At 61.7% G+C, this 26,839-nt stretch carries 27 protein-coding genes; 16 read left to right on the plus strand and 11 right to left on the minus strand.

The features are described from left to right. Nucleotides 1-4: 4 nt before the first annotated feature. The 5 genes from tolA (ELH03_RS17670) to ybgC form a co-directional block, all read right to left on the minus strand. A complete protein-coding gene (gene tolA / locus ELH03_RS17670; RefSeq protein WP_128403000.1) occupies nucleotides 5-451 on the minus strand; it encodes a cell envelope integrity protein TolA in 447 nt (148 codons plus the stop codon). Further along, complete coding sequence (gene tolA / locus ELH03_RS17675; RefSeq protein WP_128403001.1) at nucleotides 452-1,588, minus strand: cell envelope integrity protein TolA; 1,137 nt, start codon at nucleotides 1,586-1,588, stop codon at nucleotides 452-454. An 8-nt stretch (nucleotides 1,589-1,596) separates the two neighbouring features. Then, nucleotides 1,597-2,052, minus strand: a complete 456-nt coding sequence (gene tolR, locus ELH03_RS17680) for a protein TolR (protein ID WP_003542730.1) — start codon at nucleotides 2,050-2,052, stop codon at nucleotides 1,597-1,599. Between the two features lie 18 nt (nucleotides 2,053-2,070). Next, on the minus strand, nucleotides 2,071-2,790 hold the full coding sequence (gene tolQ, locus ELH03_RS17685) for a protein TolQ (protein ID WP_003552507.1): 720 nt from the start codon (nucleotides 2,788-2,790) through the stop codon (nucleotides 2,071-2,073). Between the two features lie 376 nt (nucleotides 2,791-3,166). Next, nucleotides 3,167-3,622: a tol-pal system-associated acyl-CoA thioesterase gene (gene ybgC / locus ELH03_RS17690; protein WP_012485098.1), complete on the minus strand. Its 456-nt coding sequence runs from the start codon at nucleotides 3,620-3,622 to the stop codon at nucleotides 3,167-3,169. Between the two features lie 119 nt (nucleotides 3,623-3,741). Here ybgC and ELH03_RS17695 point away from each other — a divergent pair, with 119 nt between their 5' ends. From ELH03_RS17695 to ELH03_RS17725, 7 genes are all read left to right on the plus strand, one after another. Further along, nucleotides 3,742-4,962 (plus strand): NAD-dependent epimerase/dehydratase family protein, encoded by a 1,221-nt coding sequence (locus tag ELH03_RS17695; RefSeq protein WP_128403002.1) that lies wholly within the window; start codon nucleotides 3,742-3,744, stop codon nucleotides 4,960-4,962. A gap of 267 nt (nucleotides 4,963-5,229) precedes the next feature. Further along, on the plus strand, nucleotides 5,230-6,054 hold the full coding sequence (locus ELH03_RS17700) for a glycosyltransferase (protein ID WP_128412040.1): 825 nt from the start codon (nucleotides 5,230-5,232) through the stop codon (nucleotides 6,052-6,054). Beyond that, complete coding sequence (locus ELH03_RS17705; protein WP_128403003.1) at nucleotides 6,051-6,968, plus strand: NAD-dependent epimerase/dehydratase family protein; 918 nt, start codon at nucleotides 6,051-6,053, stop codon at nucleotides 6,966-6,968. The genes ELH03_RS17700 and ELH03_RS17705 overlap by 4 nt, the downstream gene beginning before the upstream one ends. A gap of 59 nt (nucleotides 6,969-7,027) precedes the next feature. Next, nucleotides 7,028-7,735 carry a hypothetical protein gene (locus ELH03_RS17710; RefSeq protein ID WP_128403004.1) on the plus strand — a complete coding sequence of 236 codons (708 nt, stop codon included), beginning with the start codon at nucleotides 7,028-7,030 and terminating at the stop codon, nucleotides 7,733-7,735. Between the two features lie 117 nt (nucleotides 7,736-7,852). Beyond that, nucleotides 7,853-8,440, plus strand: a complete 588-nt coding sequence (locus ELH03_RS17715; protein WP_027683214.1) for a 5-formyltetrahydrofolate cyclo-ligase — start codon at nucleotides 7,853-7,855, stop codon at nucleotides 8,438-8,440. Between the two features lie 3 nt (nucleotides 8,441-8,443). Next, entirely contained in the window at nucleotides 8,444-9,268 is an 825-nt protein-coding gene (locus ELH03_RS17720) for a TIGR00282 family metallophosphoesterase (protein WP_011653409.1), read from the plus strand. A gap of 162 nt (nucleotides 9,269-9,430) precedes the next feature. Continuing rightward, entirely contained in the window at nucleotides 9,431-10,276 is an 846-nt protein-coding gene (locus ELH03_RS17725; RefSeq protein WP_128403005.1) for an MBL fold metallo-hydrolase, read from the plus strand. 137 nt (nucleotides 10,277-10,413) lie between these two features. On the opposite strand, the gene ELH03_RS17730 is transcribed toward ELH03_RS17725, so the two are convergent. After that, complete coding sequence (locus ELH03_RS17730) at nucleotides 10,414-10,917, minus strand: pyridoxamine 5'-phosphate oxidase family protein (protein ID WP_018445919.1); 504 nt, start codon at nucleotides 10,915-10,917, stop codon at nucleotides 10,414-10,416. A gap of 141 nt (nucleotides 10,918-11,058) precedes the next feature. Between ELH03_RS17730 and ELH03_RS17735 the strand changes: the two genes are divergently transcribed. Then, on the plus strand, nucleotides 11,059-11,805 hold the full coding sequence (locus tag ELH03_RS17735; protein WP_003552534.1) for a YebC/PmpR family DNA-binding transcriptional regulator: 747 nt from the start codon (nucleotides 11,059-11,061) through the stop codon (nucleotides 11,803-11,805). A gap of 89 nt (nucleotides 11,806-11,894) precedes the next feature. Here the strand turns inward: ELH03_RS17735 and ELH03_RS17740 are convergent, their stop codons facing one another. Both ELH03_RS17740 and ELH03_RS17745 read right to left on the minus strand, forming a co-directional pair. Further along, the gene (locus tag ELH03_RS17740) at nucleotides 11,895-12,896 is read right to left on the minus strand and encodes an LLM class flavin-dependent oxidoreductase (protein ID WP_128403006.1); all 1,002 of its coding nucleotides are present in this window, start codon (nucleotides 12,894-12,896) and stop codon (nucleotides 11,895-11,897) included. Nucleotides 12,897-13,022: 126 nt separating this feature from the next. Next, nucleotides 13,023-15,338, minus strand: a complete 2,316-nt coding sequence (locus ELH03_RS17745) for a methyl-accepting chemotaxis protein (RefSeq protein ID WP_130766544.1) — start codon at nucleotides 15,336-15,338, stop codon at nucleotides 13,023-13,025. A 244-nt stretch (nucleotides 15,339-15,582) separates the two neighbouring features. Here ELH03_RS17745 and ruvC point away from each other — a divergent pair, with 244 nt between their 5' ends. The 6 genes from ruvC to ELH03_RS17775 all read left to right on the plus strand — a co-directional run bounded on the left by ruvC (nucleotide 15,583) and on the right by ELH03_RS17775 (nucleotide 19,946). After that, nucleotides 15,583-16,092: a crossover junction endodeoxyribonuclease RuvC gene (gene ruvC / locus ELH03_RS17750; protein WP_128403662.1), complete on the plus strand. Its 510-nt coding sequence runs from the start codon at nucleotides 15,583-15,585 to the stop codon at nucleotides 16,090-16,092. A 42-nt stretch (nucleotides 16,093-16,134) separates the two neighbouring features. Further along, on the plus strand, nucleotides 16,135-16,749 hold the full coding sequence (gene ruvA / locus ELH03_RS17755; protein WP_128403663.1) for a Holliday junction branch migration protein RuvA: 615 nt from the start codon (nucleotides 16,135-16,137) through the stop codon (nucleotides 16,747-16,749). Nucleotides 16,750-16,832: 83 nt separating this feature from the next. Then, nucleotides 16,833-17,873, plus strand: coding sequence for a Holliday junction branch migration DNA helicase RuvB (gene ruvB / locus ELH03_RS17760; RefSeq protein WP_003552548.1), 1,041 nt, complete (start codon nucleotides 16,833-16,835; stop codon nucleotides 17,871-17,873). After that, a complete protein-coding gene (locus ELH03_RS17765; protein ID WP_128403664.1) occupies nucleotides 17,874-18,776 on the plus strand; it encodes a metallophosphoesterase in 903 nt (300 codons plus the stop codon). A 6-nt stretch (nucleotides 18,777-18,782) separates the two neighbouring features. Then, nucleotides 18,783-19,295 (plus strand): NUDIX hydrolase, encoded by a 513-nt coding sequence (locus tag ELH03_RS17770; RefSeq protein WP_128403665.1) that lies wholly within the window; start codon nucleotides 18,783-18,785, stop codon nucleotides 19,293-19,295. Nucleotides 19,296-19,382: 87 nt separating this feature from the next. After that, nucleotides 19,383-19,946, plus strand: a complete 564-nt coding sequence (locus ELH03_RS17775; protein WP_130659284.1) for a DinB family protein — start codon at nucleotides 19,383-19,385, stop codon at nucleotides 19,944-19,946. Nucleotides 19,947-19,996: 50 nt separating this feature from the next. Here ELH03_RS17775 and ELH03_RS17780 read toward each other — a convergent pair whose 3' ends face one another. Further along, on the minus strand, nucleotides 19,997-21,379 hold the full coding sequence (locus ELH03_RS17780) for a virulence factor family protein (protein WP_128403667.1): 1,383 nt from the start codon (nucleotides 21,377-21,379) through the stop codon (nucleotides 19,997-19,999). Then, nucleotides 21,376-23,979, minus strand: a complete 2,604-nt coding sequence (mprF, locus tag ELH03_RS17785) for a bifunctional lysylphosphatidylglycerol flippase/synthetase MprF (protein WP_128403668.1) — start codon at nucleotides 23,977-23,979, stop codon at nucleotides 21,376-21,378. Before mprF ends, ELH03_RS17780 begins: the two co-directional genes overlap by 4 nt. Before the next feature lie 237 nt (nucleotides 23,980-24,216). On the opposite strand from mprF, the gene ELH03_RS17790 reads away from it, so the two are divergent. After that, complete coding sequence (locus ELH03_RS17790; RefSeq protein WP_065278036.1) at nucleotides 24,217-24,594, plus strand: DoxX family protein; 378 nt, start codon at nucleotides 24,217-24,219, stop codon at nucleotides 24,592-24,594. 6 nt (nucleotides 24,595-24,600) lie between these two features. Here the strand turns inward: ELH03_RS17790 and ELH03_RS17795 are convergent, their stop codons facing one another. Continuing rightward, entirely contained in the window at nucleotides 24,601-26,658 is a 2,058-nt protein-coding gene (locus ELH03_RS17795) for a mechanosensitive ion channel family protein (RefSeq protein ID WP_497006778.1), read from the minus strand. Here ELH03_RS17795 and ELH03_RS37975 point away from each other — a divergent pair. Further along, nucleotides 26,549-26,818: a hypothetical protein gene (locus ELH03_RS37975; protein WP_233942496.1), complete on the plus strand. Its 270-nt coding sequence runs from the start codon at nucleotides 26,549-26,551 to the stop codon at nucleotides 26,816-26,818. The genes ELH03_RS17795 and ELH03_RS37975 overlap by 110 nt on opposite strands. Nucleotides 26,819-26,839 lie beyond the last annotated feature (21 nt).

Here is a 26,839-nt window from a genome sequence, read left to right on the forward strand (position 1 = left end):
CATCTTATTGCGTAAGAGCGCTGGTGTCGAAGTTCAAAATAACTTCCTTCCAGGCATCATATTTATCTTTTGGAAGCATCGTAAAAGGAGCTGCGCGACGAACTGCGCGAACGCCGGCATTGGTAATGCTTTTTCGCGTGCTCTCACTACCACCACTGGCCTCCACGTCAGGAACGCCTACGATCTGGCCATCTCTATCAAGCTTTAGATGAATCGTCATACGCACGCTGCCGATGCCTTCCAGCCTGGCATCGATATTGAACTGCCTCTGGATTGCATCTCGCATCGCGACAGCGGTAGCCGAGCTGATAGCGGATGCTTCCTTGCCGCCATTTACCCGATCAACCGTCTCCGCATTTGCTTCGAGCGGCAACGCCAAGCCAATCACGATCCCCATCAGCACCGCACGTATCCCGAAAGACTTCGCGAAATTAGACAGGCTCTTCAGCATCTAAATTCCTAGATCGCTTGGATCGAAGTTGACGACGACTTCGCTCCAGGCATCGTATTTGTCTTTTGGAAGCGACGAGAAAGGAGCCGATTTCATGATGGCGCGATAAGCGCCGCCGGCGAGTGCCCGACGCGTGGATTCGTTATCGCCACCGACCGCCTCGACTTCCGGTTCGCCGACGATGTTGCCGTCCTGATCGAGATTCATATGCACCTTGATGCGAACATCGCTCACGCCTTCCATGCCGGGAATGACAGACCAATTGCCGGCGATGGCGCTCTTCAGCGCATCCATCTCGCTCATCGAAAGCTTGGAGCCGCCATTGCTCTTCTTCGCACCGAGCGATGCCTCCTGCGTCGAGCGCTTAGCCCCGCCTGCTGAAGGATCGGTCTTGTTCAGCAACGCCGCGACCTCATCGGCATTGAAATCGCTCTTCATCGCCGAAGCGGATTTCGCCGTCTCCTGCTTCTGATCAGCCTTCTTCTTTTCGGTCGGCTTCTCGGCGGTCTTCGGCTGATCCGCAGTCTTTTCCGGCGGCTTTTCGACGGGCTTCTGTGGTTCCGGCGGCTTCACCTGCGGCTTGGCGACAGGCGTCGGTACATTGTCCGGCAGCGCCTCGGCATCGGGCTTCGGCGGCTCCTCCGGCTTGGCCTGTTCTTCCGGCGGTTTTTCCTCGGGCTTCGGCGGCGTCACTTCGACAGGCTTCGGCGGGGGAATGGAGGCGACCTCCTTCGGCTGCTCGACTTCCGTTTCCTCCTTGACGATCTCCTTCACCTCATTCGGCTTAGGATCGATCTTCGGCATCGGCTTGTCGCTCGAATTCGCCGCGGCAGCCTCCGTATTGCTGGGCTTGGCGTTCGGCACCGGAGGCGTTTTCAGGTCGACATTGTTGTCGCCGGCATTCTCGGCCGGTTGCGCGATCGGCGGCCGCGTCGTTGGCACAGGCGCGGAAGTCTCCTTCTTCGGAGCCTTCTTGTCGCCTTGCTGCATCTGGGTAATGGATTCCACCGGCACCAGATCGACCGGCATCGCCTCGAAATCCTCCACCTTGAAGGATTCCGGAGCGCCGAGCGACACCATCGCCCAGGTTAGCACCAGGCCGTGCAAAACAGCAGATGTGATGACACTGGCCTTCATTTTGAGCGCTATTGGTCCTTCTTCTGCTGCGTCACAAGGCCGATATTCTTGAAGCCTGCGCCCTGGATACGGGCCATGACGTCGGCAATGACGCCATATGGCGCTGTCGCGTCGCCGCGCACGAAGATGCGTTCATTATAGCCGGTGGTAGCGATCGCCTCGAGCTTGGCGGCGATCTCCGCCGCCGGGATCGGCGTTTCCTGCAGGAACACCTCGCCGTCATTCTTGACGGAGATGGTAATCGGCTGCGTCTCGGAATTCAGCGCCTTGGCCTGCGTTTCCGGCAGGTCGATCGGCACGCCGACGGTCATCATCGGTGCCGCGACCATGAAGATGATCAAAAGCACCAGCATGACGTCGACGAGCGGCGTCACGTTGATTTCGGAGATCACGGCCCTGTTCCGACCGCCACGACGGCGGCGTCCGCCGCCCCCGCCGCCATTGCCTCCAACAGCCATACCCATGTGAGAATACTCCGTTGGTTATTGAGCGGCAGCGCGCGGCTGCAGTTTCTCGTCGATCTGGCGCGAAAGTATGGCGGAGAATTCATCCGCGAAACCTTCCATGCGGCCCGAGAGCTTGCCGGCATCGGCAGAGAACTTGTTATAGGCGATAACGGCAGGGATAGCGGCGACGAGGCCGATCGCGGTGGCAAGCAGCGCTTCGGCGATACCGGGCGCGACAACCGCAAGGTTGGTCGACTTCGAACCGGCAATCGCCTGGAACGAGGTCATGATGCCGACGACCGTGCCGAACAGACCGATGAACGGACCGGCGGAGCCGATGGTCGCGAGCGATCCAAGGCGGGCGCCGAGAAATTCGGTTTCACGGGCGAGCGTCACGTCCATCGCGCGGTCGATACGCATCTGCAGGCCGATCGGCGAGCGGGCGCCGCGTTCGAAGGATTTCTTCCATTCGCGCATGGCGGCCACGAAGATTGCCGCGAGCCCTGTATTGCTGCGCTCCGACAGCGAGCGGTAGAGTTCTTCCAGCGACTGGCCCGACCAGAACACCTGTTCGAACTTGTCGAACTGGCGCCGTGCGCGGCCATAGGCCAGGTATTTGTCGATGACGATCGCCCACGTCCACACCGAGGCCGCGATAAGCCCGAGCATGACGAGCTTGACGACGATGCCGGCCTGCATGAAAAGCGACCAGAGGCTGACGTCCGTCGTTGCTGCTGCCAATCCTACTTGTTCCATTGGTCCAAAATCCCCGAATCCAAACGCCCGGTGCTGGACCGGGCGGCACAAACTGATCTCGCAAGAAGTGTCCGGCGGCCGCCGCCCAAAGCCCTGGTCAAACTTCCAAGCTCATCTTCCGCCTTCTTGCCGTCAAATTTGGTCAAAGGAAGGCGTGCACCGCACAAACTCCGACTTTCCCAGTAAGACACTATTATGGTTAATAGATCGTTAGTGCCGGACTGTGACAGTAAGCCTGTGTTTGGAAGATTTCGTTCCATGGATTACTTGACCGGAGCAAGGTCCGGCTGCCGAAAGAGCGCTCATCCTGCGGCGCGGGAATTCCTTCACATAAAGTTCAAGTTTTGACAAGGTCCGAATTTCAAGCGATGGCGGACTATAGCGGCGTGCTGCCTTCCAGGAATTTCGCCGCCAGTGTTTCCGGCAGCCGCCTCGGCCGCCCCCGGGCGTTGATGACGGCGATGATCACCTTGGCGGCGATCAGCAGCGTCTCGCCCGAGCGGATCTGCTGATTGAGCACCATCTTGGCGCCGCCGGCTTTTTCCGTGTGCGTCAGGATCGTCAGCACATCGTCCATGCGCGCCGGGCTCTTGAAGTCGATCTCCATGCGGTGGACGACGAAAACGAGCCCTTCCTCGTCGGCGCTGACGAGTTCGCGCTGCTCAACGCCGAGACAGCGCAGATAATCGGTGCGGCCGCGCTCCAGGAAATGCAGGTAGCGGGCATGATAGACCAGGCCGGAAAAGTCCGTATCTTCATAATAGACCCGCTGGACGAGGCGGTGTCCGGCTTCCGTCAGCTCTCCCGAAATGGAAAAAGGGCGTTCCGTCATAATTTTCTCCAAACTGAGGTGCCCTGTTTGGCGCAACGCTTCCGGACAGGCAAGCATTGAATGATTGTCACAATTCCTAACTATTCCCGATAATGAGCGACCAATCAGGAGACGATGCGATGAAGATTGCGGTTATGGGCGGAGACGGTTTCATTGGTTGGCCAACCTCGCTGCATCTCTCCGATGCCGGTCACGACGTCCATATCCTCGACAATCTCTCACGCCGCTGGATCGACACCGAACTTGGTGTTCAGTCGCTGACACCGATGGATTCGATCCAGGAGCGCACCCGCATCTGGCATGCCGAAACCGGACGCCGCATCCACTTCAATCTGATCGATCTCGCCAAGGATTACGAACTCCTGAAAAACTGGCTTTCCGAACACCGCCCGGATGCCGTCATCCATTTCGCCGAACAGCGGGCCGCGCCCTATTCGATGAAGAGCGACCGACACAAGAACTACACCGTCAACAACAATGTCAGCGCCACGCACAACCTGCTGAACGCGCTGACGGAACTCAATCTCGATGCCCATCTCATCCATCTCGGCACCATGGGCGTCTACGGCTATTCGACGGTCGGCGCGGCGATCCCCGAAGGTTACCTGCCGGTCGGCATCGAAACCGCCGGCGGCGAGACGGTCAACCAGGAGATCCTCTATCCCTCCAATCCGGGCTCGATCTATCACATGACCAAGTGCCTGGATCAGCTTCTCTTCCAGTTCTATGCTAGGAATGACGGTCTGAGGGTCACCGATCTGCATCAGGGCATCGTCTGGGGCACGCATACCGAGCAGACGCGCCGCCATGCGCAGTTGATCAACCGTTTCGACTACGACGGCGATTATGGCACCGTGCTGAACCGCTTCCTCATCCAGGCGGCGATCGGCTATCCGCTGACGGTGCACGGCACCGGCGGTCAGACCCGTGCTTTCATCCATATCCAGGATTCGGTGCGCTGCATCGAGCTGGCGCTGAAAAATCCGCCGGCGCGCGGCGCCCGCGTCGAGATCTTCAACCAGATGACGGAAACCCACCGGGTGCGCGACCTTGCCGAGATGATCGCCAGGATGAGCGGCGCCAAGATTGCCTGGCTGCCCAACCCGCGCAAGGAAGCCGCAGAGAACGAGCTGATCGTCCGGAACGAAAAATTCCGCGATCTTGGCCTCGACCCGATCACGCTGGAAGCAGGCCTGCTCGGCGAAATCGTCGACGTCGCGAAGAAATTCGCCTATCGCGTCGACCGCGCGCGCGTTCCGGCCGTCTCCGCCTGGACCAAGGACATCGCCGCGACGATCAATCACGATCCGGAAGGCAAGCGGCTGAAATCCGTCTCGTGAGTGCTGAGAGATGACGAAGGCTAGGAAGGCCGCGGCTTGCTCCCTCTTCTCCCCAGCGGGGAGAAGGTGGCCCGTAGGGTCGGATGAGGGGGCCACACGGCACGCCCTTCATTGCCCTTCGCTCGCGCTCAGCGCACTCGCTCCTGTTCTCGCTCGCCCCCTCATCCGCCTGCCGGCACCTTCTCCCCGCTGGGGAGAAGAGACATGCAGCAACGCCTTGCCGTCTCTCCTTCGCCGGAGCAAGATATACCGAGGCAGCGGAACCCGATGAACCGCTCGTCCGTCTTCGCCTACATCACCCTCGTTACCAACGTCGACTACGCCATGGGCGCGACCGCGCTTGCCCGCTCCCTGCGCCGAACCGGCACTAGGGCCGACATCGTCATTCTCCACACCGGCGGCGTCGATGCAGCCGCACTCGTGCCCCTGGAGGCCCTCGACTGCCGCCTGATCGAGGTCGAGCACCTGCCGCTGTCTGCGGCCTTCAACGAACGCCATGCGCGTGGCCAGCTCCATTCGGCAGCCCCTTTCACCAAGGGCCGCAAGCCGGATTTCCATTCGCCGCTCGACAATTTCTGCAAGCTCAGGCTCTGGCAGCTCGTCGAATACCAGCGCTGCGTCTTCATCGATGCCGACGCCCTCGTGTTGAAAAACGTCGACAGGCTCTTCCTCTATCCGGAATTGTCAGCCGCCCCCAATGTCTACGAAAGCCTCGCCGACTTCCGCCGCATGAATTCCGGCGTCTTCGTCGCCACGCCCTCGCATGACACATTCCGGCACATGCTCGAAAGGCTCGACAGGCCGGACGCCTTCTGGCGGCGCACCGATCAGACCTTTCTCGAGACGTTCTTCCCGGATTGGCACGGCCTGCCGGTTTATTTCAACATGCTGCAATATGTATGGTTCACCATGCCGGACCTTTGGGACTGGAAGAGCATTTCGATCCTGCATTACCAGTATGAAAAACCGTGGGAAAAGGATCATCCCAAGGCAGCGCGACTACAACCTTTGATCGATCTGTGGCACCGTTTCTACGATGGCGGCGATGTGCCTGAGATCACGGCGCTGGACAATCCGGAAGGGACAGCATGAAGGTACTGGTATCGGGTGGAACAGGTCTCGTCGGCCGGTATGTCGTCGAGGAACTGCTGGCCGCCGGATATCAGGTGATCGTCGGCGGGCGCCGCGCGCCGCTGCCCCGCCTCTTCTCCCGCCCGGTCGAGTTCGCAGCGCTTTCGCTCGACCCCGACAAGGATCAGATCGACGTCTTCGACGACGCCTATTTCTTCGTCCACGCCGCCTTCAGCCATGTTCCGGGCAAATATCGTGGCGGCGAGGGCGACGATCCGAAGACCTTCCACAGGTTGAACCTCAACGGCACCGTCCGGCTTTTCGAAGCCGCCAAACGCGCCGGCACGCGCCGCTGCGTCTTCCTGTCCAGCCGCGCCGCCTATGGCGAACATCCCGAGGGAACCGAACTGACGGAGACGATGCTGGCCAAGCCTGAAACACTTTACGGCCAGGTCAAGCTCGATGCCGAACGCGCGCTTGACCACCTCTCCACGCCGGGTTTTGCCGGCGTAAGCCTGAGGGCAACCGGCGTCTATGGCGCTCTCTCGCCGAACAAATGGGACGGCCTCATCGCCGATTACCTCGCCGGCCGGCTGGTTGTTGCCCGTCGGGGAACGGAAGTTCACGGCCGCGACCTCGGTCGGGCGGTACGGCTCATGCTGGAAACGGAAAGCACCCGCATCTCCGGCGAGGTCTTCAACGTCTCAGACATGTCGGTCGACACGCGCGATATCCTTTCACCCATCCGTCGCGAGACGGGTTGTCGGCACGCGCTGCCGACCCCTGCCGATAGCGCCGTGCTCAATCCCATGAGCACGGCGAAAATCCGTGCGCTCGGCTGGGCACCCGGCGGAGCGCCTCTCTTCGAGGAGACGATGCGGCAACTGGCCGCCGCGCTTCCCCAATCCCCAAGACACAGGTCCACGCAAGTCTGACGTTGCAGAATGCGCCCGAATTGCAATCGGGGGCCTGATTAAAAATCGGGGGATTGTCCATGCAGGTCGCAACTACGTCTGCCTCCATCATCTTGCGCGGCACGTCTTCGACGGCAGCCGTTTCAATCGGCGGAAACGAGACCGATCAAGGCGTGCTGAAGCTGCAGCGCGCCACCCAGGCGCTGCAGCAGATGCGCCAGACCTTGGCGAACTCGGGAGACGAGGCCAAGGCGAAGGCGCAACGCAAGCTCGAAGAGGCAAAGCAGCAGTTGGAGATGCTGCGCAGCTCCAACATGGCTCCTGAGGTGGTCGCCCGGTTGGCTGCGGAACTAGCGCGCAAGGTCGGCACCGCCGCCTCCGAATTCGCATCGGCTGTCGCGACCCGCAGCCCGGCAACAGCGGTTTCGATGGATGCAACCACGGGTGCAGCGGCCGTCGCAACCAGCGGGGCAGATGCTGCGCTGACGGATAACGCAGGAGAAACTGCGGCCGGCGAGACCGGCTCGCAGGAACCGGACGCTGCCACCAAGGCCCGCAACGCCTATGCGAGCGTCGCCGAGGATGCCCCGAAATTCTCGGGCATTTCGGCCGATGATCGCGAAACGATGGAAGAGTTCAAGGCGGTGGTGCGCGAACTCAAGCAAGTGCTCGACAAGGCGATGCGCGAGTTACGGCAGCAGGACCGGCAGGCCGGAGCCAATGCTGTTCCTGATATGGCAGGCTTCTCCATCGCCGCCACGACAATACCGACAAGCATCGTCATCTGACGATCCGCAGCCGCCGCCGGCGAGGTGTGAAACGCGCGTGATACCGTCGCATCCGGCATTTGCATCGGACATCCAGCCGTCTATGCTCGGGTAAATCTCTCAGAACCGGCAGATCGAATGACCGCGAAAGAATTGAAAGCGCAGCTGCGCAACGAACGGCTGTCCGCACGCGATGCCATCCCCGCCGAGAAACGCGCCTCCAAAAGCCTCGCAATGGCCGAACATGCTGGCGAGGCCGTCGGTTTTGCGCTGGGTACGATCGTCTCCGGCTTCCTGCCGATCCGTTCGGAAGCCGATCTCAGGCCGCTGATGGCGCGCTTTGCCGTGCGTGGAGCGCGACTCTGCGTGCCGGCGATCCTCGATCGGCAGACCATCGTCTTTCGCGAGCTGGCGGAAGGTGCACCCCTCGTCGATACCGGTTTCGGCACGGTCGGCCCCGGCACAGATGCCGCCATTCTTGATCCCGAGATCATGCTGGTGCCGCTTTCGGCCTTCGATGCCCGCGGCCATCGCATCGGCTACGGCGCCGGTCACTACGACCGCGCCATCAGCCGGCTAAGGCAAAAAGGCCTGCATCCGAAGCTAATCGGCATTGCATTCGACTGCCAGGAAGTGGCACATGTGCCCGCTGAGCCGCACGACATAAGCCTGGATGCCATCCTGACAGAAAGCGGCCTTCGCTTTTTTGCCTCTTGGATTGGATAGGGAATGCGGCTGCTTTTTCTGGGTGACATGGTCGGCAAGACGGGACGCACGGCGGTCTGGGACCGTCTTCCCGGCCTGGTTTCCGACCTCAAGCTCGATTTCGTCATCGTCAACGGCGAGAATGCCGCCGGGGGCTTCGGCATCACCGAGGACATCTTTCTGGAAACGATCAATGCCGGCGCCGATGTGGTGACGACAGGCAACCACGTCTGGGACCAGAAAGAAGCCGTCGCTTTTGCCGGCCGGCACGATCAGTTCCTGCGTCCCGCCAACTATCCCCAAGGCACGCCCGGCCGGGGCTCCGGCCTTTTCTATGCCAGGAACGGCGCGCGCGTGCTCGTCGCCAACGTCATGGGCCGGGTCTTCATGCATCCCGAACTCGACGACCCCTTCAAATCGGCGGAGGTCATCCTCGACGCCTGCCCGCTGAAGGAGCAGGCCGATGCGATCATCTTCGATTTCCATGCGGAGGCGACCAGCGAAAAGCAGTGTTTCGGCCATTTCGTCGACGGCCGCGCCAGCTTCGTCGTCGGCACCCACACGCATGTGCCGACGGCCGACGCACAGATCCTGAACGGCGGCACGGCCTATATGTCGGACGCCGGCATGTGCGGCGACTACGACTCCTCTCTCGGCATGGACAAGGAGGAGCCGCTCAACCGCTTCATCTCCAAGATGCCGAAGGGCCGCATGGAAGCCGCGAACGGACCGGCGACGATCTGCGGCGTCGGCGTGGAGATCTCGGATACGACAGGACTTGCAGAAAAGATCGCGCCGCTCCGGCTCGGACCGCGGCTGGCCGAAACGGTGCCGGAGTTCTGGCGGTAACAGGCGACGGGCGCCGTTCAACACGCAATTGTGAGAACCCGCCGTCTGGACCCCTGCGGCCTCATGCCGCATCCTCCCCGCCACTCGCGCATAATCCGGAAATCGGAATTGATTTTCGGGGTTATGCGCCGGTTGAAGGTGATAGAGCGCCGGAGGGGTGGCATGAAGCCGCGATATCTTATCCTCGCTATCGCATGCCTTGCGGCCTTCGCCGCGCCTAATCTTGCCGGGGCACAAGAGCAGCGGCCACCGGTCAGCCAGTGCCAGGCGATCGCGCAAACCATTCCCAAGGTGACCTTCGCAAGCTTTTCCGGCGCCCCACCGCTGATGCCTGCTATCTCCGAGGGCGAGGACGTCAAACTGACCTTCCTCGGCCATTCCACCTTCGAGATCGAGAGCCCGGGCGGCATCGTCATCGCGACCGACTATAATGGATGGTACAGGCCGGCCACGATGCCCGATGTCGTGACCATGAACAAAGCGCACACGACCCACTATACCCTGACCCCCGATCCCGGCATCAAGCATGTGCTGCATGGGTGGAGCGACATTCCGGGCGAAAAGGCCAACATCAATCTCGTCGTCGGCGATGCCTATATCCGCAACGTTACGACGGATATCCGCTTCAGCTACGGCCTCGGCGGCGCGCATGAGAACGGCAACTCCATCTTCATCTTCGAGATCGCCGGCCTGTGCATCGGCCATCTCGGCCACCTGCATTACGAGCTGACGGACGCCCACTATACCGAGATCGGCCGCCTCGACGTCGTCATGGTCCCCGTCGACGGTGGCCTGACGATGGGCGCCGACAGCATGAGCCGCGTCATCAAGCGGCTACGCTCGTCGTTGATCCTGCCGATGCACCGACGCGGCCCGCCGGTCGAAGCCTTCGTCTCGATGTTCGGCAAGGATTTCGACGTCGCCAATGCGCCCGATGCCAGTATCACCGTCTCCATGCGCACCCTGCCAAAAAAGCCGCTGATCTATGTACTGAAGGGCGTACAGTAAAAAGGCCCGGCGGTTTTCCTTCTACAGCGCCGCGCGTCTTTTCAGACGCGCAAAGGACGCTGTAGCACTTTGAATGGCTGCATAATTTCATCCTTAAATCGATTCCGATTTAAGGAATTATGCAGGGGGCCCGCGCGTCAGGCGAACTGCAGGTGACGCTTGATGCCGACATCCGGCATCTTGTCATCGTCGAGATTGGCCTTGGCGATCTCCCAGCCGAATTTCAGCTTGTTGCCCGTGGAAACCCAGATCTCGGCATCGTCGACATGGAGGGACAGCATGGTGAGCTTGGGGTCCTTCTTGCCGCCGTCATACCAGGCCGCGACGATCGAGCTCCAATATTCCTCGATCTTGGAAGGGTCAGGATGCACCTCGATCACACCTGCAAGGCAGGCGTGATAGTCGTGATCCTTGCCGACGACACAGAAATGCGCGCGGCTGCCGGGCTTAATGGCACGCACGATGTCGGCATCGGTCTTGGTGTAGAACCAGATGGTGTTGGTGGTGGGATCGGCATGTGGCGCCATCGGCTGCATGTGCATATCCAGTCCGGAAATTCCGAGCATGCCGGCATGAACATCGTTGACCTGATCCCAGAGCTGACGTGCTGGATGTTCCTGCGCCTCGCTGAGACTTGCCATGATCGTTCCTTTCCGTTGGATGGAGTTCGGTTGAAACGTCATCCCCTCGCCTTTGTTCCGAACTGCTTTTTCCTTGAACGGGTGCCATTTCGCTCTTATAAGGCGGCCCATTCCGAACAATGAGACGTGAACAGGGGTGCCATGGCTGGCCATTCACAGTTTAAAAACATCATGCACCGCAAAGGCCGTCAGGATGCCGTGCGGTCGAAAATGTTCTCCAAGCTTGCGCGCGAAATCACCGTTGCCGCCAAGGCCGGCCTGCCCGACCCGACGATGAACGCCCGCCTTCGCCTGGCGATCCAGAACGCCAAGGCCCAGTCCATGCCGAAGGACAATATCGACCGCGCCATCAAGAAGGCAGCCGGCGCCGACGGCGAAAACTACGACGAAGTCCGCTATGAGGGCTACGGCCCCGGCGGCACGGCGATCATCGTCGAGGCCCTGACCGACAACCGCAACCGCACCGCCTCCAACGTCCGCTCGAGCTTCACCAAGGCCGGCGGCGCTCTCGGCGAAACCGGTTCCGTTTCCTTCTCCTTCGACCATGTCGGCGAAATCACCTACAAGCTTTCCGTCGGCGATGCCGACAAGGTGATGGAAGCCGCGATCGAAGCCGGCGCCGATGACGTCGAGACCGACGAAGACGGCCACTACATCACCTGCGGCTTCGAAGCCCTCGGCGAAGTGGCGAAAGCACTGGAATCGAGCCTCGGCGAAGCCGAAACCGTCAAGGCCGTCTGGCGCGCCCAGAACAACGTGCCGGTGGACGAGGAAAAAGCCCAGTCGCTGCTGAAGCTCATCGACAGCCTGGAAGACGATGACGACGTGCAGAACGTCTATTCCAACTTCGAAGTCTCGGAAGAAGTGCTGGCGAAGCTCTCGGCCTGATCTCCTCAGGCAGGTGTCAAATAAAACCCGGCTGCAACGCCGGGTTTTTTCTTGCCGGTGGCGCCGTCAGAGTGCGCCGTGCGTCGATCCTAAGCGGCCGCCCGCATGAAATTTCCCAGCCCTGCGAATAGTTCCACCGATGTCAGCCGCGCCTCGATGTCGTGGATCGGCATCGAGATGATCACCTCGTCAGCCTGCGTTTCCCGCAGGAACTCCGTCAGTTTCGTCTCGGCCGTCTTTGGTGATCCCACCACGGCATAACGGAGCGTGTGTTCGACATTCATCTTCTCCATCGGCGACCAGAAGTCCCCCATATCGGCCACCGGACGCGGGAACGGGCCGCGGACATTGCGGCGCAGATTGACGAATTGCTGCTGGGCGGAGGTGAAATGGTAGTGCGCCTCCTCGTCCGTTGCCGCCACCGCGCCCATGACGCCGACCATCACATGCGGCTTGTCGAGCGTCGCCGAGGGCTGGAAGCGGTCACGGTAGATCGCGATCGCATCGAGCAGCATGTCGGGCGCGAAATGCGAGGCGAAGGCATAGGGAAGCCCGAGCATGGCGGCGAGCTGGGCGCTGTAGAGACTGGAGCCGAGCAGCCAGATCGGGATATGTGAGCCATTGCCGGGAACTGCAAGGATCGCCTGGTTCTCGACCGGTGTATCGAGGAGTTGCTGCAGTTCGACAACGTCGTTCGGGAAGCTGTTTGCACCGGCCTCGAGGTTGCGCCGCAGTGCCTGTGCCGTGCGCATGTCCGTTCCCGGCGCTCGCCCGAGGCCGAGATCTACGCGGCCGGGGAAGAGCGCCTCCAGCGTGCCGAACTGCTCGGCGATGACGAGCGGCGAATGATTGGGCAACATGATGCCGCCGGAGCCGATGCGGATGCGTTTTGTCGCAGCCCCGACATGGCCGATGACGACGGCGGTGGCAGCGCTGGCGATCCCCGGCATGCCATGATGTTCGGCGAGCCAGAAGCGCTTGTAACCGAACTCCTCGGCCTTCACAGCCATCCGCGCCGAGCCCTCGAGGGACTGGCGCACGGTGCTGCCTTCGGCAACGGGGGAAAGGTCGAGTATGGAGAAGGGAACCATGGGAAACCTGCCGGGCGGTTGAACGATGCCGTCTATGTAGGTTCGCGCCCGCACCATTCCAAACCATGCGCGCAAACAAAAAAGGCCGCGCGAGCGCGACCCTTGTGCAATGTGGAAAGGTGTAGCTTACCGCTGACGGCGCAGCACATGCACCTCGGCTCTCGGCTGGTGATGGCCATGCGGTAGCGTGAAATTGCCGAGCTGGCGGTCCATTTCCAGGGCTTCCGTCGCCAGCCGGTGGATCGCCGCCGTCGTCTCCTCGACCATCGAGGCGTTCTGCTGCGTCATCGTGTCGAGTTCGGCGACGGCGCTATTGATCTCACGCAGCGTGTTGGCCTCCTCGCGGGTCGCACCCATGATCTCGTTGATCTGCCCGTTGATCGCCTCGACATGGGCGCCGATGCCCGTCAGCGCAACGCCCGCTTTTTCCACAAGCGTAACGCCGCTTTCGACCTCATGCGTCGATTTCTGCAGCAGGCTGGAAATCTCCTTGGCCGCACTCGATGAGCGCTGGGCAAGCTCGCGCACTTCCATGGCGACGACGGCGAAGCCCTTGCCGGATTCACCGGCGCGCGCTGCCTCAACACCGGCATTGAGGGCCAGGAGGTTGGTCTGGAAGGCGATGTCGTCGATGACTGAGATGATCGTGTTGATCTGGCGCGAGGAGGCCTGGATTGCCTCCATCGCGGCGATCGTCTCGCGCATGATCTGGCCTGAGCCGGTCGTCTCCTTCTTGGCGTCGCGGGCGATGCGCTCGGCCTGTTCGGCTCGCTCGATCTGCCGGCGGACCGACTGGGTAATGGCGCTGATCGCATTCGCCGTCTCGGTGATCGAGCCGGCCTGGCGCTCGGTGCGCCCGGCAAGTTCGTCGGCGCCGGTGCGCATCTCCTCTGAGCCGGCGCGCACCGCCATCGAGTTGCCGCCGATTGCCGTCATGGTTTCGCTGAGCGTCGCCAGCGCCTCGTTGAAGTTGACGCGCAGGCTTTCGAGCTCGTTCGGGAAACGGGTATCGATCTGGTAGGCGAGATCGCCGTTCGCCAGATGATGCAGGCCCTCGTCTAGCGCCTCGACCACCTGCTGCAGCGTCTTGGCCTCGGCCTCGCGCTCGGCCAGATTCTGCTGGCGGTCGTGCTCGGCCTGCAGGCGCGTCTCTTCGCTGGCGGCTTCGAGCTCGCGGCTTTCGATCAGCGAGTGGCGGAAGCGGTCGAGCGCGTTGGCCATCGTGCCGATCTCATCCTTGCGGTTCAGGCTGTCAATCTCGCTGTCGAGCTTGCCGTCGGCGACCTCGCGGGTGACGCCGGCAAGCCGCGCAAGCGGCGAAAACAGGAAATTGGTGACGAGCCCGGTCGCGATCACCATGACGACGAGCACGCCGATGCCGATCATCGTGAGCAGGGTGGCGATCTCGATCGAGCCGGCATTGAGCTCGCTCAGAAGCACGCTCTCGACCACGAGGAAGCGGTCGCCGCGATAGTCGATGCCGCGGACATAGGCGCGGGCCGCGCCATCCGCCCGGCTGAAATCGGCAACCGTCATCGCCGAACTGGCAAGCGCGCTCTTGATGAAGGTGAAGGGTGTCGCATCGAGGGTCGCAAGCTTGCCGCTCGCGTCGAGACCGACGGCGGAGCCATCGCCGGAGACGATCGCCGCCCGCGCCGTGCTGCCCTGGACGATGCCCTTGGCGAGGATGCCGGTGACGATCTCGTCGCGCACCTTGAAGAGAATGATGCCCTTGGCCGCGCCAAGCTTGACGATCGGCACGGCATAGAAGATCGCCGACTTGCCGCTGCCGGCATCGACACGAAGGCCGGAAAAGCCTGTCGGCGCAGCATCATCGGTCGCCTTGGCGGTATTCTCGATCGCCTTGGCGAAAGCGATGCCGGCGCCGGTCCCCTTCCAGGCATCCGACTTCAGGTTCTCGGCGAAGTCGTCTTCCTTCTTATAGGAATAGAGAACGGTACCCTCGAGATCGACAATCAGCAGATCGCTGAAGGCGGTATCCTCGAGGTCGCGGGCGACTTCGCCCTGCGTCTTCTCGTGGCTCGAATAATAAAAGCCGCTCGGCCCTTCCGGCTTGATGAGCTTCTCGCGCTGGTCGGCGGGGTTGGGGTTGCCTGCTATGAAAACCTTCTTCAGTTCGGCGCGGGCATCGCCCGCGGTCTTCTCGATGGTCTTCCAGCCGCTCTTCAGATTGGTGATCGACATCTGCAGCGCCTCGATGCGCGCGATGGAATTGGCTTGGTTTTCAAGCTGCGTCAGCTGGTCCTGCAGCATGTCGCCGCGAAAAATCAGCACACTTTCCTTGGCCTTCAGCGCCTGCTCGTCGGAAATGCGACTGCTGGCGAAATAGGCAAGCACATCGATGACCGCGATCGACAGCAAGGTCATCAAAATGAACGTGACGATGACCTTGAAGGACAGGGACTGAAATCTCCGAGCCATGTACAACGAACCCCTTCTGAACGCGCCTGCCAGCGCGGGCACGCTGCGCATGCCTGATCAACTGACCTGTAAACAGAACATCGGAGGCTTAACTCTTTGCCAAAAGAAGCCCCTCTTGTGTTTGATGACTAGAATTCAGGCATCTGTTTTAATTCGCGGTAAATGACGCAGCCGAAATCCGGGAGTGTTTTTGTTTTGTTCACATATCGATGGCAGTTATTTCGCAGTCGTTATAGGTTGAACCATGCAAAATACGATTCGCATCGTCGGCATCGATCCCGGGCTTCGCCGCACCGGCTGGGGAATCATCGAGGCATCAGGCAATTCCCTGCGGTTTGTGGCATCTGGAACCGTGACCTCTGATGGAGACATGGACCTTGCATCCCGTCTCTGCCAGCTGCACGACGGCCTGGCGGAGATCGTCCACAGCTATAAGCCGGATGAAGCCGCCGTCGAACAGACCTTCGTCAACAAGGATGCGGTGGCAACCCTGAAGCTTGGCCAGGCCCGTGGCATCGCCATGCTGGTGCCGGCACGTGCCGGACTGCCGGTCTCCGAATATGCCCCGAACGCCGTCAAGAAGGCCGTCATCGGTGTCGGCCATGGCGAAAAGCATCAGATCCACATGATGCTGAAGATCCTGATGCCCAAAGTCGAATTCAAGGGCGACGACGCCGCCGACGCCTTGGCGATCGCCATCTGCCATGCGCACAATCGCGGCAGCAACCGGATGCGACAGGCACTGGCCGGATAATCTATACTTGACTTGTTCCCATCTGCTGAGAGACCCCGACCCATGATCGGCAAGCTGAAAGGCACCATAGACGAGATCGGCGAAGACTATGTGCTCGTCGATGTGCACGGCGTCTGCTACGTCGCCAATTGCTCGGCCCGCACCTTGTCCAAGCTCGGCTCGGCCGGCGAAGCCTGCGTGCTGTTTATCGAAACCTATGTGCGCGAGGACCAGCTGAGGCTCTTCGGCTTCACGACCGCGCTGGAGCGGGAATGGTTCAACCTGCTCCAGAGCGTCCAGGGCGTCGGCGCCAAGGTGGCGCTCGCCGTGCTCTCGACGTTGACGCCAGGCGAGCTCGCCAATGCGATCGCCCTACAGGACCGCGCCGCCGTCTCGCGTGCGCCGGGCGTCGGTCCGAAAGTGGCGATGCGTCTTGTCACCGAGCTCAAGAACCGGGCGCCGGCCTTTGCCGGCGAAGCGATTAATATCGCTCTCAAGCAGGAACTCGGTGAAGGTGTCGCGGCTGCGCCGGTCGCCGATGCGGTGTCCGCACTGACCAACCTTGGCTATTCCCGCGACCAGGCCGCGAATGCGATTGCCGCGGCAATGAAAACGGCAGGCGATGGCGCCGACAGCGCCAAGCTGATCAGGCTGGGATTGAAGGAATTGGCGCGGTGAAAAGCCGGAAAACCGACGATGGGATGTCGAGGCAGCCGTTTTTTGGTGTATTGGTGTGACAGGTTTCAAAACGGAATGAGAGCATGAGCGAACCCGCCCGCCTGATATCGCCGGAAAAGCGGGGCGAAGACCTTGATATCACGTTGCGCCCGCAATCGCTGGACGAGTTCACCGGCCAGGCGGAAGCGCGCGCCAATCTTAAGGTCTTCATCGAGGCGGCGAAAAACCGCGGCGAAGCGCTAGACCATGTGCTCTTCGTCGGTCCGCCCGGCCTCGGCAAGACGACACTGGCGCAGATCATGGCCAAAGAGCTCGGCGTCAACTTTCGCTCGACGTCAGGCCCGGTGATCGCCAAGGCCGGCGATCTCGCCGCCCTGCTCACCAATCTCGAGGAGCGCGACGTGCTCTTCATCGACGAGATCCATCGCCTCAATCCTGCCGTCGAGGAAATCCTCTATCCGGCCATGGAAGATTTCCAGCTCGACCTCATCATCGGGGAAGGCCCTGCCGCTCGCTCGGTGAAGATCGACCTGTCGAAATTCACGCTGGTGGCGGCCACCACCCGCCTTGGCCTGTTGACGACGCCGCTGCGCGACCGCTTTGGCATTCCGGTGCGCCTGAGCTTCTACACCGTCGAGGAGCTGGAACTGATCGTGCGCCGTGGCGCGCGGCTCATGAACCTGCCGATCACCGAAGAGGGCGCCCGCGAGATCGCAAGACGCGCCCGTGGCACCCCGCGCATCGCCGGCCGGCTGTTGCGGCGCGTGCGCGACTTTGCCGAGGTGGCAAGGGCAGAAGCCGTCACCCGCGAGATCGCCGACGAGGCGCTGACCCGCCTGCTGGTCGACAATGTCGGCTTCGACCAGCTCGACAAACGTTACCTCAACATGATCGCCGTCAATTTCGGCGGCGGCCCGGTCGGCATCGAAACCATTGCCGCCGGCCTTTCCGAGCCGCGCGACGCGATCGAAGACATCATCGAGCCTTACATGATCCAGCAGGGTTTCATTCAGCGCACGCCACGCGGCCGTGTTCTGACCGCAATCGCGTGGAAACATCTGGGAATGCAACCACCTAAGGATATGGAGGCTGCTCAGTTCCGACTGTTCCAGGAGGACAATTGAGTGATCACCCGCCGCGGATTTTTCAAGGTTCTCGGCGGCAGTGTCGCAGGCGTCATGTCGCTCGGTGGTTATGCTTTCGCCTATGAACCGCTCGCGCGGCTCGCCATCACCCGCTACCAGCTGACGCCGCCGGGATGGACGCCAGGGCTCAAGCTGCGCGTCGTCGCGCTCGCCGATCTCCATGCCTGTGAACCCTGGATGTCGGCAAGCCGCATTGCCGCGATCTGCCACAGGGCGAATGAACTCGAAGGCGATGTCACCGTCCTGCTCGGCGATTACGCCGCCGGCATGAACATGGTGACGCAGTACGTGCATTCGAGCCAATGGTCGAAGGCGCTCGCTACCTTGCAGGCCCCTCTCGGCGTCCATGCGATCATGGGCAACCACGATTGGTGGGAGGACAGGGCCGCTCAGAAGAACGGCGGGATGGAAACATTCGGACACCGAGCCCTCGCCGACGTGGGCATCCCGGTCTATGGCAACCGCGCCGTTCGGCTCGAAAAGGATGGCCGCGGCTTTTGGCTGGCAGGCCTCGAAGATCAGCTGGCGCTGCTGCCGGGCCGGAAGTGGGGCCGCACGCAGACGCTCGGCCTCGACGATCTCGATGGAACGATGGCTCAGGTGACGGACGATGCGCCCGTCATCCTGCTTGCCCATGAACCCGATATCTTTCCGCGCGTGCCGGAGCGCGTGTCGCTGACGCTATCGGGCCACACCCATGGCGGACAGATCCGTCTCCTCGGCAGTTCACCGATCGTGCCCTCGCGATACGGCAATCGCTACGCCTATGGCCATATGATCGAGCAGGGGCGTAATATCATTGTTTCCGGTGGCCTCGGCTGCTCCATTGCACCGGTCCGCTTCGGCGTACCGCCGGAAATTGTCGTGATCGATCTTGGATAGAATGCCATGACCAAGCGCACTCTCATCCGCCTGAATGCGGGCGCTGAGCGTTTCAACTATCGCATCGCCGGCCTCGGCTTTCGCGATGGCCACGTGCTCGTCCATCGCGCCGTGCATGAGCCCTTCTGGACCTTTCCAGGCGGCAGGGCGGAAATCGGCGAGACGTCGGAGGAAACGCTGAAGCGGGAGATGGTGGAGGAACTGGGCGTCGAAGTCATGGTCTCCCGCCTACTCTGGATCGTCGAGAATTTCTTCCGCTACAAACAACGCGACTGGCATGAACTCGGCCTCTATTATCTGATGGAGATCCCGCCGGAATTCCCCTTCCGGCCGGGCGAAATCATCCATCGGATCGAGGACGGCGACAACTATCTCGAATTCAAATGGGTGCCGGCAACGCGTAATGCCCTGACCGCACTCGACATCCCGCCCTATTTCATCGCCGATGAAATAGAGAGCCTGCCCGTTGCGCCACGTCATCTCGTCTGGCGGGACGGCGATCTCGACGGCAAAGACTGACGCAAGCAATTCAAAGTGCTACAGCGCCGCGCGCCTCAAAAGGCGCGCGGCGCTGTAGCCAAAAACGCTTAAAGAGGAGATGCGCCGATGCCGACCTTCGATCCTGTCAGGCCATTCCGCAAACTTGCCTATAACAACGCCCTTGCCAACCGCCGCCTGCTTCAGGCCTGCGCGACATTGAAGCCCGGCGAATTCGAAGCGCCGCGCACCAGCTTCTTCCCCTCGATCAAGGAAACCTTGAACCACATCATCACAGTCGACTGGTTCTATGTCGATGGCCTGGAAGGCGGCACGCTCGGGCTCAAGGCCTTCGAGGTCGACGAACCATTCGATGACGTTTCCTCGCTGGCTGAAGCGCAGGCGAAGGTCGATCAGCGCCTGGTGGCACTTTGCGAGGCCCTGACGCCGCAGAGGCTCACCTCGACCATCAGCCTCCATCGCGGCGCCCGCATCCAAGAAGAGCGGATGGAAGACGTGCTCGGCCACCTCTTCCAGCATCAGACCCATCATCGCGGCCAGGCGCATGCGATGCTCTCCGGCACCAGCGTCGCTCCGCCGCAACTCGACGAATTCATCGTTGCCGACGATGCGCGGTTTCGCGGCGCAGAACTCACTGCGCTCGGCTGGAACGAAAAAACGCTAATGCGCTGATTTCAAAGTGTTGAAGCGTGCTTAGCGCGTCCTATCGGACACGCTACGCTTTAGTCCTGCAGCCGTCTCTTCAGGCCGTCGATGATCGTCTTCGTGAGAAGGTCGTAATTCTCGTCGAAGTGATGATCGCCGGGCAGTTCGATGACCTCGGCGCCGCTATCTTTCAGCGCCGGACAGGCGACATCGTCATCGTCGTCCTTGCCGTAGATGCATTGCACGAGCTTCGGATCGATGTTCTTCAGATCGCCGACGGGATCGCCTCCCGCCCCTTCCGTCTTCTGGCCGAGCCAGCCGAGAACGGAGATGACGTAGTCGACTTCGTGCGAAAGCGACAGCAGCGACAATTGCGCCACCGCCGATTTTTCGGCTGGCTTGAGGAGCTGGTAGGTGGCGGGCACGACATCGGCACCGAAGGAATAACCGACGAGCAGCACATGCTTCACCTTCCACTGCTTGCGGTAGAAATCGATGATCTTCGAAAGATCGGCGGCTGTCTCCTCCGGCTTGCGCTCCTTCCAGAAATAGTGAAGCGAATCGACGCCGACGACCGGAATACCTTCCTTCTGCAGCGTGCCGCCGACCTCCTTGTCGATGTCGCGCCAGCCGCCGTCGCCGGAATAGATCACCGCCATCGTATCGAAGGCCGGCGTTGCCTCGAGCACAGCCAGCGGCAGGCCGAGCGGGTTGCCGAAGGCACCGGAGGCGGTGACGAGATCGTCGAGCGTATCGGCAAACGCCGTCTGCGCATCGTCGGTGGAATCGCGGATCTCGATCTCGTCATGGGCTTTCTTCAGCGCCTCGGCATGCGCCCGACCATCCTTGTTGGCATCAGGCGTGAAGACGGTAATGATCGGGTCCGGCAGGACGCCGTCGCTGAGGCCATATACGGTGCGTTCGCCGACCACCTGCTTCGACGCCGGCGTGCAAAGCTCCTTGGCAAGCGGAATGCCGGCGGCCGGATTAACGGCAAGTGTCTGGCCGATCGTCGCATCCGGCGTTTGCGCGGCGATCGCCAACGCTAAGGCCCCGCCCTCGCCGATACCGGCGACGATCGGCAGGTGATAGGCGTTGTTGCCGGTCGCGCGCTGCACCTGCTGGCTGAGCGATTCAATGTCCGACACCATGTAGACGCAGCCGTCGTTGAGACTGACGTCGTACCGGCTGAGCGCCTGGATATAGGATGGAAAGTCGACGCCAATGACGACGGCGCCTTCGGCGACCAACCTGTCGGCTTCGGCCTTCTCATAGTCGCCCCAGCCAGCGGCATCCGAGATCAGCATCACCGTGCCCTTCACCTCCCCTTCCGGCAGGAAGATGTGCGGCGACGGGATGAGCCCGGTTTCGAAGCTCTGCGTGGTTTCCTCGGCGGCATCAGCCGGTGCGGCCGCGAGCATGCAGGCGCATGCCGTGGCAAGAAGGATTGTCCTGATCATTTTCTCACTACCCCTTTCAATCCGCCCCCAATCAGAAATGTCGCGTCCATCAACGCGATCATCGGATTGCCCCCTCCAGAGACCGCAAGATAGCGCGGTTGCCAGTGCGGATGAAACTTGGATTTGAATGCCCGAAGGCCTTTGAAGTTATAGAAGCGCTCGCCGTGTTCGAAGACGGTGCTGCCGATGCGGTCCCAGACGGGCGCCGCTTCGCGTTTTGACATGCCGGAGAGAGGCGCCATGCCGAGATTGAAGTGGGTGAAACCCTGCCCTCGCAGATACTCCATGATCTGCACGAAGAGAAAGTCCATCGACCCCTTCGGCGCGTCCAGCGAGAAGCGCATGAGATCGATCGTGCCCTCCTGTCTGGATTCGGTCACGAGGATATTGGCGAAGGCGACGATCCTGCCGTCCTTTTTCAGGATGCCGACCGGCTGCGAGGAGACATAATCGGAATCGAAGGCGCCGAGCGAGAAGCCCTTTTCCTTGGCATTATGATGCTCGAGCCAGGCCGTCGAAACGGCGGCTAGATCATCGATGACGGAAGACACGTCCTGCGGTTCGACGACGGCGAATTCCAACCCGTCGCGCTGAGCGCGGCTTGCTGTCTGGCGAAGGTTCGCCCATTTACCGCCCTTCATCTCGAAGGTCCTGAGATCGGCCACCGCCAGTTCGCCGAGCTTGAAGGCGCGAAGGCCGGCATCGGCGCAATGGGACAGCAGCGCCGGCGATATCTGGTAAAACACGGCCCGGCAGCCGGCGGCACGCGCCGCTTCGACGAAACGCCAGACGAGTTCCTGCACGGCGCGATGGTCGCCGACCGGATCGAACAGCGCGATCCAGGAGCGGCCCTGCCGGCCATACATGATGAAGGCGTCGCCATTTTCCGAGAACATGATGCTCTTGTCGCCCATGCGCACCAGATTGGCGTCGGCATTGCCCTGCTTCATGACGATCTCGACGGCGCGCGCCAGCGCCTCGTCCGTCGCCTGCTCCGGCCGGAAGCTCGCCGGCCGGAGTAGGCTGAAGACGGCGATCGCCGACGAGATGATGGTGATGCCGAGTACGGCGCGTAGCCCGCGCGGCGCCTCGGCCGTGAATTCGAACTGCCACCAGAGCTGGTTGCTGTATTCGACGTCGCGATAGACGAAGAGCAGGATGACGACGGCGCCGACGACGATCACGGCGATCGCCATCAGCCAGGACGCCGTCAGCGCCTGGTTGAGCAGCGAAGCCTGGCGGGTAAAGAGCCGGCGGCTGACGAAGAGCCCGAAAATGAGGAAGGCGAGAAAAGCGGCTTCGACGAGCGCGATCGCTTTCAGCAGCGACAAAGTCAGCGCGGCAAGCGCCGAGAACACGGCAACCCACCAGGCGCCGTCGAGCCGCTGGCCGAGGCCGCGCGCGGCGACGACGAGTGCCAGCCCCAGCAGGCTGGAGAGGAAATGCGCGCCCTCGACCATCGGCAGCGGCAGATAGTTGGAGAGGAATTCGAGGTTCTGGTCCGGCGTCGGCGTGACGCTCGAAAACACCAGCATGACGCCGAGCAGCAGCGCGAGAGCCGACAGCAACTGCGGCATCAGCCGTCCGCCGATGCGCCGCATGCTGGAGGCGGCCGGATGGTCGACGAAACGACGCAACTCCGCCGCCGAGACCGCGAGCACGGCGATCAGCAGCGGCAGCACATGGTAGACCAGCCGGTAGAGCACCAGCGATCCGAGCACGGCGTCGATGTTCACCGCGCTGCCGAGCGAGGCGATGATCACGGTCTCGAACACGCCGAGCCCGGCCGGAACATGGCTGAGCACGCCGAGACCGACGGCGATCGCATAGACGGCGAGGAAGACCGGCCAGCCGATGGCCGTCTGCGGCAGCAGCACATAGAGCACGGACGCCGAGGCGGCGATATCGAAGGCTGTGACCAGGAACTGGCGCGACCAGGTGCGCGAATCCGGCAGGCGGATTGCCACAGGGCCAAGATCGAGCACACGCCCGTCACGGCCGATAATCATCACCGCGCCCAGAATGGCGACGATCGAACCGGCGATCAGCCGCAGAAGGAAGGGGCTCACGCCGACGAGCGGGCCGATCTCGTCTGCGATGACGATGAGGGCGATCGCCGCGACGCCAGCAAGACCCAATCCGAAGGATAGCGTGACGAAGGCGATGATTCGGCCGATATCCTCCGGCGAAAGCCCGAGGCGCGTATAGGCGCGGTAGCGGATCGCGCCGCCCGAAAGCGCGCCGAAACCGGCGGTATTGCCGACGGCATAGGCGCTGAACGCCGTCAGCGCCACATGCGGAAAGGGCAGCTTCTTGCCGATGTACTCGATGGCGTTGAGATCGTAGAAGATCAGCGAGAGAAAACTGAGCGCCGTGAAGAACAGCGCAAGCAGGATCGCGCTCGGCCTGGTCGCCGCCAGCGCACCGACGACGTCGTCATAGCGCACCTCGTTGGTGAGCTGCATAATCGCGTAACCGACGAGGCAGAAGACCACCAGTGACGCGGCTGCCATCAAAGGCGTTCTGTAACGCCTGAAAAGCCCGCGAAAAGAAAACCCGTCCGTTTCTTCCATCTCTTCCAAATTGCCGTGCCCCGACATTCTCGTACCCTGCTGCAACTGCCAGCTTGGCGGGAATCATTTCGAAAGACGTAACATGAGAGGCATATAAGCTCTATGAAGCCATGCCGCTGCTACCCCAGCCCCGCCGCCTGCGCCTCAATCATCCCCAATTGGGGCGAATTTGCGCAGACGGGCGTCGCAGCACATTGCATTTTCGTAAGCTTCGGAAGAGCCTTGCGCTCGACGGAGAGTTGAGACGCGGGAGAACGGTTCGATATGCAGGATGGTCCGGCCTTCGTGATGCTTGCCCTCGGACGTCTGCTGCTGGGCGGCCTCTATGTCGCTGGCGGCATTCATCATTTTTTTGTCATCGTGCCGCTGACCGAGGCGATCGAAACCCGCGGCGTCCCTTTTGCGAAATGGGTACTGGTCTTGGGCAGCATGTTCCAGATCGTCGCCGGCATCCTGCTGATGCTCGGCCTTTTTGTCGCGGCAGCGGCATTCGGTCTCATCATCTTCACGCTGGCCGCCACCGTCATGTTGCTGAATTTCTGGGACATGCAGGGAACGGCGCGCGACAGCGCGATCAATACCTGGAAAACCAACATGGCGATCATCGGCGGCCTGCTGATTGCAGCCGCCGGCGCGATGTGAGGCGGTTCATGCCGCCGGCTCGCCGCCCGCCCGCGCATGCGCGGCGTAGCGCGCGACGGCAGCATCCACCTCCGCGTCGCGGTCGCCCGCCACCTGCACCGTCGGCACGGCGAATTCGATACCGTTTTCCTGGAACGCATTGCGGATCATCGCCAGCGCATTGCGGCGGATGACGAATTGCTCGCCGGGCTTCGTCATCATCGACAGCCGGATTTCGATCGCGAATTCGCCGAACTGCTCGACACCCTTCATCTTCAGCGTCTCGATGATATGAGGACCGAATTCCGGATTTTCGAGCAGCGTCTGGCCGATCTGCTTAATCACCTTCTTCGCCTTGACGAGATCGGTGTCGTATTTGACGTTGAGGCTGATCTTGTCGATCGTCCAATCGCGATTGAGGTTCTTCACCGCGCCGAGTTCGCCGAACGGCACCGTCGTCAGCGGCCCGCGATGATGCCTGAGCTTCACCGAGCGTAGGCTGAAGGCCTCGACCACGCCCTTGTGGCTGCCGCTTTCGATATATTCGCCGATGCGGAAGGCATCGTCCCAGAGATAGAACATGCCGCTGATGACGTCCTTGACGATTGTCTGCGCGCCGAAACCGACCGCGACGCCGACGACACCGGCGCCGGCGATCAGCGGCCCGATCTCGATACCGAGGCCGGAGAGCACCATCAGAACGGCAATGACGGCAATGACGACGGCGAGAATATTGCGGAAGATTGGCAGCAGCGTATGTATCCGTGCGCGTTTGGCCCTTTCCTCGTCCGTTGCTCCGCCATCCACGGATGAATCGAGCAGCTTGCCGTTGATATAGGCCTTGATGACATGCCAGAGCAGATCGGCGGCAAGCAGGATGACGATGCCGCCGATCACGCCGCGCGCGATCTTGTCGATCATCGTTTCACCCGCGGCCATGGTATCGGCACCGACGCCGAGCATATGCCCAAGCCAGATGGCGGCTACGGCAATGATCAGCGCCCGCACGCCGCGGTCGAGCAGCACGGCTGCAATGCGGCGCGTGGCAAGGAAGCTCGCTTCGGTCTGCTGCAGCGATTTTACCGCAATCGTCGAGACCGCAAGCACGCGCGGCAGCAGCAGCACATAAATGCCGAGCCAGAGCAGCCAGTTGAAGCCCGCGACCCAGATACTCCAGAGCAACAGGAAATAGACGGTAAGCGCCCAAGAGGTCCCGTGACCGCGCTTCTCGTCCTTGTGCGGCCGCGACCAGACCGCCTCGATGGCGATCAACAGCAGGCCGATGCCCAGGATGTAGCCGACGAGGAGCCGCACGCTCGGGGAATAACCGAGCGGCTCCATCGACTGGATCACCGCCCAGCCGAAAATAAAATAGATGACGAAAGTCGCGCAGCGCCGATACCAGAAGAATGCGACCGCGCGCGCCGGCATGATCGGATCAGTGATACCCTGCCGTTCCTCCTCCACCCGCGCCAGCCCGATGAGATCGACCAGTACGCCGCCGAGGCAAATCGTGAAGCGCTGGACCACAAGCGCGACAACGCAAACGATCGCGATGCTCTGGCTGACCGGCGGCCAGCTGACGCTGAGAAGAGCAAGCGCCGTCGCCACAGCGAAGATCAGCGCCGGGATGACGCGCGGGGCGAGATGCATGCCCGCCATCTGCGCCGCTTGGCGGCGGCGGCGGAAGGCATAGCGGGCAATGCGCTCGACGATGGTGCCGAGCAGGAAAATCGCCAGAAACTGCGCCACCATGCGCGACCAGCCGGTGGCGGCGATTTCACCGAAGAACAGCGAGGAAGCATGGCCGACCTGCGAGGGCAGCGTCATCGCCGCATCGGAGACCATCGAGACGTGCCGGCGGGCGTGCTGGAGCAGACCTGACAGCACCGACATCTGATCGCTGGCCGCAGAATCGCTCACGGGCGCTGCAGCCATTTGCGTCGACATCCATTGTTTGACCTGAGGAGTCTGCATGAGCTCCATCATCTCACGCACCTCGGCCGGCGGGGTGGCCGCGGCCGGCACTTGCGCTGGCGGCGTCTGGGAAAAGCCAGGCGAAACCGCCGAAAAAAGCGCAAGCAATGCCAGTATGCCGAATATGACGGCCTTCAAGCCCCCTGCCATGCCACGCTCCATGACCGCCTCCAATGAAATGTCGGTCGCTTGTGCAAAGCAGCGCCGACATTTTGCAATGGATACTCGCGACCGTTGCCGCCAGCAAGCAGTAGGAAAACCATACTGATGGCTAGGAAAGGTTAACGTC

Origin of the sequence: Rhizobium beringeri (assembly GCF_004306515.1) — a bacterium.
In the GTDB taxonomy this organism is placed as follows: domain Bacteria; phylum Pseudomonadota; class Alphaproteobacteria; order Rhizobiales; family Rhizobiaceae; genus Rhizobium; species Rhizobium beringeri.

What these genes read in the sequence shown, in the direction of transcription:
- ELH03_RS17770 (WP_128403665.1), top strand. Translation starts at nt 18,783, where the DNA reads ATGACCAAGCGCACTCTCATCCGCCTGAATGCGGGCGCTGAGCGTTTC.
- ELH03_RS17700 (WP_128412040.1), top strand. Translation starts at nt 5,230, where the DNA reads ATGAACCGCTCGTCCGTCTTCGCCTACATCACCCTCGTTACCAACGTC.
- ELH03_RS17720 (WP_011653409.1), top strand. Translation starts at nt 8,444, where the DNA reads ATGCGGCTGCTTTTTCTGGGTGACATGGTCGGCAAGACGGGACGCACG.
- ELH03_RS17710 (WP_128403004.1), top strand. Translation starts at nt 7,028, where the DNA reads ATGCAGGTCGCAACTACGTCTGCCTCCATCATCTTGCGCGGCACGTCT.
- ruvA (WP_128403663.1), top strand. Translation starts at nt 16,135, where the DNA reads ATGATCGGCAAGCTGAAAGGCACCATAGACGAGATCGGCGAAGACTAT.
- ybgC (WP_012485098.1), bottom strand. Translation starts at nt 3,622, where the DNA reads ATGACGGAACGCCCTTTTTCCATTTCGGGAGAGCTGACGGAAGCCGGA.
- tolA (WP_128403000.1), bottom strand. Translation starts at nt 451, where the DNA reads ATGCTGAAGAGCCTGTCTAATTTCGCGAAGTCTTTCGGGATACGTGCG.
- ELH03_RS17725 (WP_128403005.1), top strand. Translation starts at nt 9,431, where the DNA reads ATGAAGCCGCGATATCTTATCCTCGCTATCGCATGCCTTGCGGCCTTC.
- ELH03_RS17730 (WP_018445919.1), bottom strand. Translation starts at nt 10,917, where the DNA reads ATGGCAAGTCTCAGCGAGGCGCAGGAACATCCAGCACGTCAGCTCTGG.
- ELH03_RS37975 (WP_233942496.1), top strand. Translation starts at nt 26,549, where the DNA reads ATGAGCTCCATCATCTCACGCACCTCGGCCGGCGGGGTGGCCGCGGCC.
- ELH03_RS17740 (WP_128403006.1), bottom strand. Translation starts at nt 12,896, where the DNA reads ATGGTTCCCTTCTCCATACTCGACCTTTCCCCCGTTGCCGAAGGCAGC.
- ruvB (WP_003552548.1), top strand. Translation starts at nt 16,833, where the DNA reads ATGAGCGAACCCGCCCGCCTGATATCGCCGGAAAAGCGGGGCGAAGAC.
- mprF (WP_128403668.1), bottom strand. Translation starts at nt 23,979, where the DNA reads ATGTCGGGGCACGGCAATTTGGAAGAGATGGAAGAAACGGACGGGTTT.
- ELH03_RS17745 (WP_130766544.1), bottom strand. Translation starts at nt 15,338, where the DNA reads ATGGCTCGGAGATTTCAGTCCCTGTCCTTCAAGGTCATCGTCACGTTC.
- ELH03_RS17695 (WP_128403002.1), top strand. Translation starts at nt 3,742, where the DNA reads ATGAAGATTGCGGTTATGGGCGGAGACGGTTTCATTGGTTGGCCAACC.
- ELH03_RS17775 (WP_130659284.1), top strand. Translation starts at nt 19,383, where the DNA reads ATGCCGACCTTCGATCCTGTCAGGCCATTCCGCAAACTTGCCTATAAC.
- ELH03_RS17790 (WP_065278036.1), top strand. Translation starts at nt 24,217, where the DNA reads ATGCAGGATGGTCCGGCCTTCGTGATGCTTGCCCTCGGACGTCTGCTG.
- ELH03_RS17715 (WP_027683214.1), top strand. Translation starts at nt 7,853, where the DNA reads ATGACCGCGAAAGAATTGAAAGCGCAGCTGCGCAACGAACGGCTGTCC.
- tolQ (WP_003552507.1), bottom strand. Translation starts at nt 2,790, where the DNA reads ATGGAACAAGTAGGATTGGCAGCAGCAACGACGGACGTCAGCCTCTGG.
- tolA (WP_128403001.1), bottom strand. Translation starts at nt 1,588, where the DNA reads ATGAAGGCCAGTGTCATCACATCTGCTGTTTTGCACGGCCTGGTGCTA.
- ruvC (WP_128403662.1), top strand. Translation starts at nt 15,583, where the DNA reads ATGCAAAATACGATTCGCATCGTCGGCATCGATCCCGGGCTTCGCCGC.
- ELH03_RS17780 (WP_128403667.1), bottom strand. Translation starts at nt 21,379, where the DNA reads ATGATCAGGACAATCCTTCTTGCCACGGCATGCGCCTGCATGCTCGCG.
- ELH03_RS17735 (WP_003552534.1), top strand. Translation starts at nt 11,059, where the DNA reads ATGGCTGGCCATTCACAGTTTAAAAACATCATGCACCGCAAAGGCCGT.
- tolR (WP_003542730.1), bottom strand. Translation starts at nt 2,052, where the DNA reads ATGGGTATGGCTGTTGGAGGCAATGGCGGCGGGGGCGGCGGACGCCGC.
- ELH03_RS17705 (WP_128403003.1), top strand. Translation starts at nt 6,051, where the DNA reads ATGAAGGTACTGGTATCGGGTGGAACAGGTCTCGTCGGCCGGTATGTC.